The following is a 12,387-nucleotide window of genomic DNA, read 5'->3' as shown; positions in this document are numbered from 1 at the left end:
GCTGATCAGATCGTAGGTTCTTGATTTAGTTCCATTGAATTACGCAACAAAGCCGCGTTTATGTGGTTAAACATCAGTCAATACAACGGAAAAGATATTCAAAATATGAAAGGAATAATATTTGATGACTTAAGCCAAGCTGATATTGATGAAGCTCAATTCAGATCAATAGAATGTGTCGAATCCCTGTATGAACACTGCAATTGGTAATTTTTGGTACGCAATCAGAACTATGCTGTAATGGTTTATACTCGCGGCTGTTTCCATAGCTCGAAAATAAAAACATTCCCTTCGTTAATATCCGAGGCTACGGTGATGAGAATGAGAATTTAAATTTTTACTTAGTTATAGCACGCACACTAGGAATGAGTGTTCGATAGGCAAAGTGTGAGCTTTTACTCTCAGTTACGTTTCCGTTGTATTTTTCTCACCCTATATTTTCACTAAATGTTTGAACTTCCCATATCATAACGCTCGACTCAACTGACGCCTAAAGAAAGGTCCTTCACCTACCGAGCGCACTATTTTTCTCAAGATCAACACACGCAATCTGTAACAGAGAAAAGTATCACCAACTTGCCCTACATAATCACCAAGCACACGACCAATGACTACTGCTGCAACACAAACTCGTGGGCCAATCGCAGCAAGAAGAGCAGCATCAAAAAACGTCTCATCATGGGATACAATTGCGGAACCGTTCCAAGTTCGAACCATATCCCTACTCACAAGAAGACTATCCCATTCTTTGGCTAATTTAACCTGCTGAAAGATATCAAGAGGTACTGGAATGACGGTAGTAAGTTCTTCGGCTGAACAGGCACCAACGATTGGCATGGTGTCTTTGCTCAACTTACCTGTCGTTACATCGGCTAAAAATAAACGTTGTTCCGGTAGCACAGAGCACAGCGCTCGCAACATTAATTGCTCATCCACTGACTGGCCAACCCAAACAACATAATCGCCATCGCATTCGAGGTTCTGATAGCTCTGCAATATGGGCAGTCCTATATGGCCGGCTAACCATGGCCATAAGTCTGGATCATTAATAAGATCACATACCCCCCTAAACCAATTACTACGTAGAGCATCTCCCTGCTGCGTACCATAATTATTTAACGGACCGTAAGTCAACGGGTCACTCAGCTCTACTACCCGCTTCTTTTCATCTGGCGCAAGAAGATAATTCAAAATGCCAGCAGCTGCGCCTCCTGTAACAAAGTGAGTCACCTTACGAAGGGTCATGACTAAACTCACTTATCATATCAGCACATCGTCTCTCTATTCTCATCATCGATCCTTGTCTGCTACCAACTGCTAATCACTTATCGAGCTCCATAACCTTAGAGTTCATAAGTTGGTTTACTCTATTGTTTCTATTCCCCGGTTAGACGAACAAATATACGTAGGAACGCAACATTTACCACGTTTTATCAAGGTCTTTTGCATAAAGCAGAATGGCTCGCTGGTAACTTTTGATTTTCTTACTCTCAGTGGTTGATAACAATAACTTAATTAGTAACGCCGTTGCTTCTTTGTGTCGTTCTAAGTTGTACAAACACATGGCATAGAACGGCTGTACTTCCAGTGAATCAGGGTATTCAGCAATGGTTCGCTCAAAATACTCTAACGCTTCAGTGTATTTACCCAAACTGCGATAAGTACTCGCCAACCCAAACAGAGCATCAAAACGTTCAGTTATGGAAAGATCCCCTTCCAATGCAAGATGATAATGTATAAGCGCTTGCTTCTCTTTGCCTTCATTATCATAAGACCAAGCCATGTATAAATTTGCTTTGGCTGCATATTGACTGTCATCCAATAGCGTACGCAGCAAAAGCCGAGACGCATGATAATTTCCGGCCTCTCTAAGATTGATGGCTTCGTGGATAATGGTTTTCATGTGCATCTCCTCTATAATTGACTAATAGAATGAAATTTATTTACACTCTGTGCTAACTCTCAAATCGTCCAACGATAAATTATCAATGATAAAATCTTAAACTAGATGAATAAATAGTAATAAAGGAATCCAATGTTTATAAGATTTATTGCCAGTATGGAGGAGGAAAAGCGACTCCAGCATACTCATGGTATCATTACCCAAGCACAAATGATGCTTGTCGACGGATTGATCCTTTACGAGTACCATCAGGTGCATATTAAAGAAATCTTCACTCAACTTAATGAATCACTACCATGTCCACCGTTCCACTCAAAGTCATGGCCAGACAATGCTATCTCTTGGTTTTTAGACTCAAGCGTCAAACATATATCACTCATGTATGAGCTAAAATATATATTAGAAGAATATGATTCAAAGGTGGCGACATTACATTATTCAGACGTCGGCACCATTTTATACAGAGATGACTTTCAAGTGGTGGCTAAGTCTAGCCTCTTATGAAAAACAAAATAATATATTGATAATAAAATGAACCTTCTAAAAATATATACCCTCGCCGGTTAAAATGAGAACTGCAACCCAAGCTCATAGCTCACTTCCGCCTCATCACGCTCTGCATATTCTAAATTTGCAACTAAGCCAAACACTGAGCCGAATTGAAAGACGTTATTCCACTTAAACTCATCTCTTGCTAGATCTAAGAAATCATGCTGATAGGAAACTCCCATCAACCAATGATTAGCTATTTGTTTTCTAACCATCGCTTGACAGTATGTTCCACGCTCGGAATATGGTGAACTGTAATCACTATCAGCACGATAGTTTACTGCTCCACAGGATAAAGAGCTGGCCATTGCCCCTCCCAAACGCCCAATGAGTCCTCCGCCAGCTTGCCAACTATCTACCTCCGAACTAAATCGAGTGAGAAAGTCTGCTTTTCCTTCAACGAATACGTAGTCAAAAACTTGAGCACTGGCATCTAAGTATACCCCTCCCATCGTCTTATTCTCTGTATTGTCATACTTATCGTTAAGGTAAGGTTTTAACGCTCCCGACTTAAAACTAGCTCCTTTATAACCAAATCCTATGTGAGAAAAATTATCAACAATCTCACTTGATGCAAAGCTTGAACACGAAACTAACAACATCAGAGGAACAACTTTAGTTATCATAATACGATATCCTGTGGCACTTTTTTGACATGAAAGTTTATTCTGTACATTGCATATTGACAGCAACATACGGAAATAAACTATAACAAATCAATATGTAACATCCGATAAATTTAAACGCAAACTATGCGTTGCGTTCACATTTCCATCGTTGTCTTAAAGCATGTTTAAATTCCAGTGCCAATCCTATCTAGGCTGTCATACCAATTCAAAACATGGCTAGTCAGCATTTCCCCTGTGAAAGCGTTACTCGTAGACAGCAGCCACTTCAACGTCCCATAGACGATATAGTCTGAATACATGGGCGCATCGCCCGATAAGTATCGTGTCTTAGCTAAATAAGATTCCAGTACTCTCATTTTTTTAAGTAAGTCGGCCTTTGCTAACTCTTGGCTGTTGCTTTGTACATTTTCTAAGCTGTCCTGAAAGTGTTTCTCTCTAGAGGAACGAAAGTAATCTTTATCGCGATCTTTAAGCTTGCAGTAAATGTCGAAGATGGCAATTTTGGCGATGTCCGAATGTAATGATGCTGCCCACTCATGGAAAAAAAGTGCCATTAAACGCCCTTTTTCACCGCCAAATAATGAAGGTGATTCAGGGTAGTGGGCCTCAAGATAATCAGCGATGTTAAACGAATCAGAGAGCACCGTTTCACCATCTTTGATGGCGGGGAGTGTAGAAAACTGCGCCTTAAACTGAGCCTGAATGTCGACAAAAGAAAGCTCAGTGGTATCAAACGCTATATTTTTGTGTATCAAGCACATTTTCGTTCGCCAACAATAAGGACTGAATTTTAAGCCATCGCCCCCACACAGTTCGTAAAAAGTGATCATAGGTGTCTTACTCCGAGAGTTGCTAAATAGGTGTAATGGTTGTGCTGGGCACAGTATGTTCAATCTTGGTCGCGGTTCTCAGTCGAGATTAAGTGGGTTCTTTAACTGCTAGAATACCTGCGGCTCCCAGCAGTAAAGCACCACTTCCTCTTGTCACAGCGGTAAGAGATAGTCGGCTCGCATCAACAATCCGTCTGGCCGAAAACGCATAAAACATCACTAAACTGAAATCAAGCAACGCCATGGTTGGGCACATCACTAATAGTTGAGGGAATACGGGTAAGTCGGGGTTGATGAATTGCGGAAAAAAAGCCGAAAAGAATAGGATGGCTTTGGGATTGCCAGCCGCGACTAAAAAGCCAGAGTAAAACAACTTTTTGTTTGAGGCCTGTAAATCTGAGTTGTTGAGGTTTAAGTGCTCAACTTGTGCTGGTTTAGCGAGGAGCATTTTTAGTCCCATGTAAACCAACGTGATCACACCAAAAACTTTGATGACAGTAAATGCCACTACCGAATTGGCAAGGATGACACCTAAACCCAAGGCGACTAACACCATTTGAATAAAGTTAGCTGAGATGTCCCCAAGGGCGGTATATAGCACGCGTTTGTGCCCATAACTGAGAGCATGTGCAATACCTAAAAATATGCTAGGCCCTGGTGTCGCGGTAAGAATGAGCGATGCCGCGACAAAGCCGAGCCAAAGGTGAAAGTCCATTTTTTTTCCTTAATTATCCGTTAAACACTGCAAATCATATCGCTACAGATACACTACCATACCAGCGATTACTCCAACCACATATTGACCAGCGACATGACACCCATATTGTTGGTTTCGGTACCATACAAATTGTCTGCGCGAGTGACGGTAAAATGATTGCGCCACAGAGGACAATAATAATAGTTCTGGATAAGCCAATCCTCCGCTCGATACAGCTTGTGCAGAAGCTCCTCACTGTCGTTACTTTCCTGCATGAGCATATCAATAAAGGTTAATAGGCTTTGTTTTCCACGTTCAGACAAACATAGGCTAAACACATTGCCGCAAAGTAGCCATTCGTAATACTGGAACGTCAGGTCGTCGCCAAATACGTAACAGTCGTAGGAGACATCAACAGCCACATCTTGAGACTGTCCTTGAAGACATACCTTCCAAATAACCCCTTTTTGAGACAACGCATCAAGCAAAGGTTGCAACTCCCTCATATGACTGTCTATCACTTCAATTATCACCGGACGAGCTGGCAGTTTCATGTCGTGATTGAACAAGTGAAATCCCTTATCTTGATGGCAATCCATCACGCTGTTCGCTGCTCTTTTCTGGCAATCAAGTGTAAAGCGTCGACTATGATGAACAAGCCAAGCTCTTTCTTGAGCGGACAAGGCGTTTGCATGATGATGAAACTGCAAAACAGTACACCCACTGCGATCGACTTTTTGTGGCTGAGCGGGTTGAGATTCGCAATAGAGCAGTTCTGCCACGTGCATAGGCGTTTGAGGTTGGGCATCGCTACACCAAAACTCTACTCGTTCAATATGGCCACCAAAGCCAAAATAGTGGTTGTTGCGAACCAAACTCCAATATTGTTTTTCCAGACTTTCGACCCGATATGCTCCACACCCGATAGGTTTTGAAGCCTGATAATCAAAAATTGCACTGTGTGAGTCGGCTAACAAATGCAGGAAAACGGGGTCAAATTGACGCATAGAGAAAATGACCCACTGCTTATCTATGTCAATACCCTCTACATGACGAAATAGAATTTGATATGGATGCGGCGTCCTAAGGCGCATTTCTATATTTTTTTTGACAAGTTCCGGTGTCAGCACTTCTCCATTGTGCATCATTATATCATTGCGGATGCGGAGACGGATTTGCTTGTCACTGTAATGAAATTGGTGAGCGATATGAGGTACAATTTCGTTCTGAATAGGGTTATATCGAACTAAGGTATCGAAGACGCTTTCGATCAATAAAATAGAACGAGCGGACTGCGCCAAATGAGGGTGCCATTCAGGCAGCACGTAAGGAACTAAATACATTAAAGTATTCTGCTTTTTCAGTTCCTGTTGCGCATCCCCTAACCAGAGTGGTAAGTGATCTTGAAATAGGCGTACTTCGCCAAGTAGAGTGGCTAATCGAAATGCCTGATTCATTCTGCCAGACCGAGCCATCCGCTCTAACTGAGTCAGCAGTGAAGTCTCAAAACTTTTTAGTAGTGTCAGTTTCGAACGATGACCTCGCCCCTGACCCGAAGCCCAATGGATAAGCCCAAAGCTTTCAAAAGAAGCCATTAGCTTACTCACGTACCTCTCTGAGCAGGCCAGAATTTCAGCAAGGGAGACAATATCAACATCATAAGTTTCATTGCGAGAAAAATGTTTCTCGAGTTGCTTTAAACGCTGCAGATGACTCGTAGATAACAACTGAGAAGCTACCATGTCAACCTCAAAATCATGTTCATTAGATACAACGGATCCCTCTGAAATATGGCGACTTAACTTAAAGTTGTCCTCTTATAATGCCACGGGACGTGATTAATAAAGGTGGGTAATCTGACCGACTAGGAATCCCACCAAGAAAACTATCCCAGGCAAGATCGGACGGCTTTGGCTTTGGCTTTGTATTACCGTCATCGTTTGTTCTGGTTCCAGTAAGTAGTGTTTGGCGTTTAAAGTATAGAATGTGTAGTCTAATGGATTCATTGTTTTACTCACTAATAATGGCTCATGTGTTCATTATCAGCGAACAAACCCGAAATAATAACGCTCTCTTTACTATAAACAGTTCACCTTTTAATTAATGAAGTACAGCTCTATTTTTGCTAACTGCCACCAAACAAAATAATTCAACAAGCATGTCGAGGCAAGTTAATCCCAGTCACATGCAATATTAGCAATCGACGCTACATCTTCATCAAAGTAAACGTAGGTAGGCTTGCCAACATGGGGCTCAAAGGTTACGTAACCCGCTTTGTTCCTACCAAATCTCCTGACTCTGTTCATCGTGCGTAAGTATTGGGTACGTGAACGTACTACTCTAATGAACAGTATTCGAGCGTTACTGTCTAAATTCGGTCTCATTATTACGGGCGGACGATTTTCTTTAATGAAACCAGTTCCCCTCACGCTGGAAGATGCTGAAAACGAACTTCCACACTTAGATCGAACTGTTATTGCTGACGCGTACTATCACCTTGAACAACTTAACTAACGTATTGCGGATACCGAGCAAGTCTTCGATGCCTTTTCAAAGGTCAGTGATAATGTTCTACAGATCATGAAGCTCAGAGGAATTAGCCCACAAACGGCAACGGCTATTCTGGCCTCTATTGGCAACGGCTCTCAGTTTGTGAAAAACAGAGATTTTTCCGCTTGGCTAGGGTTAGTTTCGACGCAGTATTCAACCGGCGGCAAACCCAGATTGGGCAGGGTTACCAGACACGAAGACTAGTATCTACACACCTTACTCGGCTATAGTGCTAGAACGGTCATTGCTAATCTAGTTGATAAACAAGACAGGCTCAGTCAGTGGTGTCGAGGTGTGTTGGAACGACGAGGAATGAACCGAGTTATTGTCGCTCTTGCAGCAAAGAATGCTCGAACTATCTGGTCGCTATTACACACCCAAACGGAGCAAAATTTAAGTTATATGGATTACAATTTCTAGGCGAGAAAGTCTGCGTTTGAATGCGCCACAGACAACGAGTTAACTTGTTTTTGGACAAAACCTTGCCAGTACTTTTGCTAAATTAGAAAACCATCAATAACTAGGGGTATGTCAAATCTACTTGTGAAGAGCTAGTGCGATGAGTAGCATCGCACTAGCAAAAGTATTGGTTTAGGTGCGTATTAAGTGCCGTTATGTAAAATATGACGTTCCACACTCTAAATGTGAATGACTTAATGGTGGGTACTCTCTCAATAGCTTTGATCTTACTTCTTGAAAGTGACTCTGATTAGCCGACAACCAACTGCTCACATATTCATTAAATCTTATGTGCCTTTCTGGATTGGCGTTAACAGAACGTTGAAAGTGGCAACTAATAACAATCATTGCCCCTTCATATCTTTCTTCAGATGAGTGATTTGAGTTGTTGTATTTACTCCAGCCATTTCTTTTTTCATTTTCTAATCTTTCATATTCGCTCATATACCCTCATATAAAGTTTATTATCAATGAGAACCATCACAATTCAATGTTTGATATGCACGCTTAAAACCATCTAATGAATACCATACATTTAGATAATCAGATGATTTACCAATATAAGTTTTCACCTCAAACCCCATAGCATCTTCACCATTTAACTTGTTGAGATCAGAGTTGGTAAAAACGTATATATGACGATACCTCTCACTTCCTGATACCACATCAAAATATGAAAATTTTGGTTTCGCCAGTTTATTACCAAAAAAATCATTTACATGATAAGACGTAACTTTGGTTTCATACCTACCTGGTTCATAAGCTAAATATGGCTCAATCGTTAACTGAGTAGCTTTCGCAGAACCAGCATTACACTCCATAACAACTTTGATATTTTTATATAGAGAGTAAGACTCAGCATTTTTTACATTACCAGAGCCTTCCCAGTTATTAACTTTCCAATCCGCATGAGCTAATGATGATAGAGTTACAAATAACAAAAAAATTAATATTTTCATGGAGATATGCCTTAATTTTGAAATCCAATTATCTCAAACCAAAAAGCCAAGATCAAATTTGACGCTAATCTTGGTCTCAGACCAAAAATGTCACTATCTGCATCAAAAGTCTGTTCTGTCCTGTCCTGTAGTCATTATTCCTATTATGGTAAATGCGCGAGTTTGCTATCAGAAACAGCCCTCAAACGCTCTTAGCGAAGTTTTTAGACACTTGATCAAGGCGATATTACTTCCATAACGCCTTGTAAGTTTGTGACGCTTTCAAAGCGATTGACTGGGCAAAAATTAGCAAATTCATTTGAGCTAAGAACTGCACTCTGCCCCCCATTTTTTTGTTCTTTGTGAGCTTTGGGTGTCAGATTAGTTCTATTTGGTCAAAATCCACTCGCATTTGAATGTAGACTTTTTGGCGAAACCAATTTTTGGGGCAGAAACTTTTTTGAGTAGTCGCACTAAAGGGCTCTTATCCCGAAGCAACTTAGATAACTTTATTCTAGCCCAATGAAACAAGACGCCTCCGACTCAAACCCCTTCTCTAAAAGGGCATAAAGCCAGCAGCTTTCGCTACTGGCCTAAGTCATTGCTATGCTCGATTCTCAATCCACTCATCCAATTCATGCTCAACCCATGCCGAGGCTCGCTCTCCAAGCGATACATTGTGTGGAAACTCCCCGTTAGCCATCATTTTGTAGATGGTCGACTTACTTAACTGCACTCTTTCTATGACTTCTTTTAAACGAACTAATCTCATGAAATTCTTCCTCTATGGTTATCACTCATGAGATAGAGTTGAAGTGTAAAAATTTCCCTAACCTGATATCGGTTGACAGACTTGTAGGCCGTCCCGTAATTGGCTTCCGCTCCTTTCAGTAACATCAATCATGTTTGTGCTGGTGGACTAGCTGGTGATGCTTGTCTTTGTCTCGACCTTCTTTCTCTCGGTACTCTCGGCTGCCTTCCTTTCTTTTTTGATTTACTGACAAATGAACCAATCGTGCTTTGAACGTCAATATCATGATTCGTACTGACATTGGCTTGCCTGCTTAGTACGTAGAACAAGCAACGGTGTTGGTGGTCAAAATCCTCATGGTCTTTATTGAGTTCAAGCATAGGTTGAGTTAGGAAGGAGCAAAGGTCACTGATGTCGTATTTGCTCGTCTGTGTGGTCGTTGCCCACGTTCGCGTAATGTCTTTCGTCAGTTTTTTTCTGATTTGGTATTCATTGGCCATCGGTTGATAGGGAGCTGCATCTAAAAACATCGTGAAGCGGTAGCTGATTGCGCCAGTGTCAGATATTTCCTTTTTCCATATCACGCTAATCTTGTCGTTCTGTCTGTAATGGCAGAATCGATAAAACCACTGATTGAATAACGCCTTGGCTTGATCGTTGTGCTTTCTGGGTATACCTAGCCGAAACCGAAATACATAACTGTGACCAAAACGACTTAAGACGCTTCGATAAGCAAAATAGAGTTTTTCTATCAGTGCCAGCGAAAGCCCCCATCCACCGTATCGATTTGGTACTCACGGAAACATTCATTCTCAATCGTATTATCAACCATAACGTTTCTCCTGCTTTGCTTTCAACTCAGCCTGCTTGGTTAGCTTCTCATCTCGCTCTTGAATCTTTTCCAGTATCCAATTTTGGATATCTTGATATCGCCAACCAATAGCTCTTGCGCCTAGGGACACGGATTGAGGAAAAGTACCTTCCTCCATAAAGCTGTAGATAGACGCTCTGGAAAGACCGCTGATATGAATCACTTCTTTAAGTCTTATCAAGCGATTCGGGTGTTCAGTGTTTGAATGGTTTAGGTTCATGGTTATTGCCTTTGTTGGTATCACTCAAACAAAGACGCAGGTCTGTATTTTTTATCTCAACAAGTCTCAGTCGGTCTCATAGTGAATTTGAATTCGATTGAAGAATTTTTCACGTATATATCATCTCCTTGAGTACTGCGTTTATTGATACAAGGAGAAGATATGGAAACGCTATATACCTTCAGCACTCCCGTTACGGAGCACCAGATATTAGAGAAAGCCGTCGAGATCTTAGAGAGTCGATTGGTCAGCGGGGATGCCTTTACACGTCCGAATGACACGAAAGCCTTTCTACGCTGCAAGCTAGGAGAATATGAGAGGGAAGTCTTTGGGGTGATGTTACTCAACAACCAACATCAATTGATTGAATTCAATGAGTTGTTCTTTGGCACGGTGGACAGCGCTTCAGTGTATCCACGAGAAGTGGTGAAGCTGGTACTTGAGAGAAACGCCTCAGCAGTGATTTTTGCTCATAACCATCCATCGGGTGATTCCAACCCATCACAAGCTGATAGGCGTATTACAGAGCGTTTAAAGGATGCTTTAGCACTGGTTGATGTGCGAGTACTCGACCACATTGTGGTGGGCAGTGATTGTGTGTCTTTTGCTGAGAGAGGTTGGCTATGAATCGTAGTATCAAACGTAATTTCAAACTCGACTTGTTCCACCAGCTTGTCGAGCTATTGATTGAGCAATATGACATCCCCACCGAAACAAAACGAGTGGCGCTTAATCTCAAGGTCGCAAGCTTCTATCGCAACCGAAGCGGGATACAACCGATTGAGGTACAGCTTGAACGAGCTAACACTAATGAGCCTTGGGAAGTGCGATTCATCGCTTCTTTTGATTACCCGACACCAGAAGCTGAGAGTGTTGATGTGGCTTTGTATTTCAACTTCAAGCATCAATGGTTCTACCAACCTGACATCCAACGATGTGAGCTCAATCGGCCTGAGGTGCAGTCGCTCTTCATTAGCTGGCTTAAGGCGTTCACCAATCACCTAAAGGCATCACAGTTCGATACACAGACGTTAACGGTCGTCAGTCAATTCTAGTCGTTGTCACTTCAAGCATCCCCCACCACATTCGATTCAAATCAAACTCAGGTACATATCATTGACCTGACCAAAACGATTGAAAGGAAAACCTATGAAATCTCAAACATTAACAATCACAGCGCCATACTCACCAGTCTCTCAGAAGCTTAAGAGTTTGTTGAAAAGCAAGATGGAGACATTCTGGAAACAGAACCCAACCAAGAAGGACGGTGAAAGCCTCACCATTAACTTTCGAGATACCACTTACAGTGCTGAAGCGGGAGGGTATCATCCTGTCGAAATCATGTTACTGAAAGAAGATGAGAGTCAGTATCAAATCCAATATCTCACTGACTTCGCTTACCAAGGCAACATCTACCCAGAACTTGAGCGTAATGTCGATTTTGATGTCGCTAACGGACAAGCGCTCATTGCCCCTATGGGATGGCAAAGCTGTCACAACAAAGCCATTGTGGAGTTCTACTCTCTCTGGGAAGGTAACTTTCTCGCTTACTTACAAATGGGAGCCTATGACGAGATTAAAATATCGATGAGCTAAAGACGCTATCGGCCAGATAGTGACGTACCCATCGCTAGGATGATTGCCATTCTATCAATCAGCCACCAGCAGTGACCTAACAATGACAACAAGGGATAAAGCCAGTACCACAGAGCAATTATCATTGGTGTTTGAGTTGTATCGACGCATACCACAAGGTCGAAAGGTGACGGCTAAGCAGCTTCAGGCTGAGTTAGCCGATGCAGGAATGTACCGAGGCATCAGAAGCGTACAGCGTAATCTTGATGTCATTGTCGATTATTTTGATGTCGACAAAGACACTCGAAGTAAACCTTTCGGTTACAGTCGCGGAATGTACAGCCAACCAACCTTAAGCGCTAGTGATCTGCTCCAGTCAGACTGGACACTTAGCTAAGCGACATTTCGCTTTTCA

The 12,387-nt window shown here is 41.9% G+C and carries 16 protein-coding genes and 1 pseudogene; 6 read left to right on the top strand and 11 right to left on the bottom strand.

The features are described 5' to 3' along the window. Nucleotides 1-465: 465 nt before the first annotated feature. Both ACED53_RS21400 and ACED53_RS21395 read right to left on the bottom strand, forming a co-directional pair. On the bottom strand, nt 466-1,245 hold the full coding sequence (locus ACED53_RS21400; protein ID WP_017098419.1) for a DUF3658 domain-containing protein: 780 nt from the start codon (nt 1,243-1,245) through the stop codon (nt 466-468). Between the two features lie 175 nt (nt 1,246-1,420). After that, nucleotides 1,421-1,903, bottom strand: a complete 483-nt coding sequence (locus tag ACED53_RS21395; RefSeq protein ID WP_017099644.1) for a tetratricopeptide repeat protein — start codon at nt 1,901-1,903, stop codon at nt 1,421-1,423. A gap of 132 nt (nt 1,904-2,035) precedes the next feature. On the opposite strand from ACED53_RS21395, the gene ACED53_RS21390 reads away from it, so the two are divergent. Next, the gene (locus tag ACED53_RS21390) at nt 2,036-2,407 is read left to right on the top strand and encodes a hypothetical protein (RefSeq protein ID WP_017099645.1); all 372 of its coding nucleotides are present in this window, start codon (nt 2,036-2,038) and stop codon (nt 2,405-2,407) included. A 59-nt stretch (nt 2,408-2,466) separates the two neighbouring features. Here the strand turns inward: ACED53_RS21390 and ACED53_RS21385 are convergent, their stop codons facing one another. The 4 genes from ACED53_RS21385 to ACED53_RS21370 all read right to left on the bottom strand — a co-directional run bounded on the left by ACED53_RS21385 (nt 2,467) and on the right by ACED53_RS21370 (nt 6,350). Next, a complete protein-coding gene (locus tag ACED53_RS21385; RefSeq protein ID WP_017099646.1) occupies nt 2,467-3,078 on the bottom strand; it encodes a hypothetical protein in 612 nt (203 codons plus the stop codon). Nucleotides 3,079-3,245: 167 nt separating this feature from the next. Next, on the bottom strand, nt 3,246-3,911 hold the full coding sequence (locus ACED53_RS21380; protein ID WP_017099647.1) for a glutathione S-transferase N-terminal domain-containing protein: 666 nt from the start codon (nt 3,909-3,911) through the stop codon (nt 3,246-3,248). Between the two features lie 88 nt (nt 3,912-3,999). Then, nucleotides 4,000-4,626 (bottom strand): LysE family translocator, encoded by a 627-nt coding sequence (locus ACED53_RS21375; RefSeq protein WP_017099648.1) that lies wholly within the window; start codon nt 4,624-4,626, stop codon nt 4,000-4,002. A gap of 68 nt (nt 4,627-4,694) precedes the next feature. Beyond that, complete coding sequence (locus tag ACED53_RS21370; RefSeq protein ID WP_017099649.1) at nt 4,695-6,350, bottom strand: SgrR family transcriptional regulator; 1,656 nt, start codon at nt 6,348-6,350, stop codon at nt 4,695-4,697. A 525-nt stretch (nt 6,351-6,875) separates the two neighbouring features. Here ACED53_RS21370 and ACED53_RS21365 point away from each other — a divergent pair. Next, nucleotides 6,876-7,578: pseudogene (locus ACED53_RS21365) on the top strand (IS110 family transposase); the annotation flags it as partial. 192 nt (nt 7,579-7,770) lie between these two features. Here ACED53_RS21365 and ACED53_RS21360 read toward each other — a convergent pair. The 5 genes from ACED53_RS21360 to ACED53_RS21340 form a co-directional block, all read right to left on the bottom strand. Beyond that, complete coding sequence (locus ACED53_RS21360) at nt 7,771-8,061, bottom strand: hypothetical protein (protein WP_133151482.1); 291 nt, start codon at nt 8,059-8,061, stop codon at nt 7,771-7,773. 23 nt (nt 8,062-8,084) lie between these two features. Next, entirely contained in the window at nt 8,085-8,576 is a 492-nt protein-coding gene (locus ACED53_RS21355) for a hypothetical protein (RefSeq protein WP_017099651.1), read from the bottom strand. A 583-nt stretch (nt 8,577-9,159) separates the two neighbouring features. Then, nucleotides 9,160-9,327, bottom strand: coding sequence for an AlpA family transcriptional regulator (locus ACED53_RS21350; RefSeq protein ID WP_017081606.1), 168 nt, complete (start codon nt 9,325-9,327; stop codon nt 9,160-9,162). A gap of 128 nt (nt 9,328-9,455) precedes the next feature. After that, nucleotides 9,456-9,890, bottom strand: a complete 435-nt coding sequence (locus ACED53_RS21345; protein WP_017100151.1) for an inovirus-type Gp2 protein — start codon at nt 9,888-9,890, stop codon at nt 9,456-9,458. A gap of 240 nt (nt 9,891-10,130) precedes the next feature. Next, complete coding sequence (locus tag ACED53_RS21340; protein WP_017100150.1) at nt 10,131-10,397, bottom strand: AlpA family transcriptional regulator; 267 nt, start codon at nt 10,395-10,397, stop codon at nt 10,131-10,133. A 162-nt stretch (nt 10,398-10,559) separates the two neighbouring features. Here ACED53_RS21340 and radC point away from each other — a divergent pair, with 162 nt between their 5' ends. The 4 genes from radC (at nt 10,560) to ACED53_RS21320 (ending at nt 12,369) form a co-directional block, all read left to right on the top strand. Then, complete coding sequence (radC, locus tag ACED53_RS21335; protein ID WP_017100149.1) at nt 10,560-11,024, top strand: DNA repair protein RadC; 465 nt, start codon at nt 10,560-10,562, stop codon at nt 11,022-11,024. Beyond that, nucleotides 11,021-11,452: a DUF2787 family protein gene (locus ACED53_RS21330; protein WP_017100148.1), complete on the top strand. Its 432-nt coding sequence runs from the start codon at nt 11,021-11,023 to the stop codon at nt 11,450-11,452. Before radC ends, ACED53_RS21330 begins: the two co-directional genes overlap by 4 nt. Nucleotides 11,453-11,546: 94 nt before the next feature. Beyond that, nucleotides 11,547-11,993: a DUF2787 domain-containing protein gene (locus tag ACED53_RS21325; RefSeq protein WP_017100147.1), complete on the top strand. Its 447-nt coding sequence runs from the start codon at nt 11,547-11,549 to the stop codon at nt 11,991-11,993. A gap of 82 nt (nt 11,994-12,075) precedes the next feature. Next, on the top strand, nt 12,076-12,369 hold the full coding sequence (locus tag ACED53_RS21320) for a hypothetical protein (RefSeq protein WP_242441537.1): 294 nt from the start codon (nt 12,076-12,078) through the stop codon (nt 12,367-12,369). Nucleotides 12,370-12,387 lie beyond the last annotated feature (18 nt).

The organism is Vibrio sp. 1F169 (genome assembly GCF_041439605.1).
GTDB classification, from domain to species: domain Bacteria; phylum Pseudomonadota; class Gammaproteobacteria; order Enterobacterales; family Vibrionaceae; genus Vibrio; species Vibrio tasmaniensis_A.
Note: the sequence above shows the minus strand (reverse complement) of the source record. Positions and strands in the feature narration are given on the sequence as shown.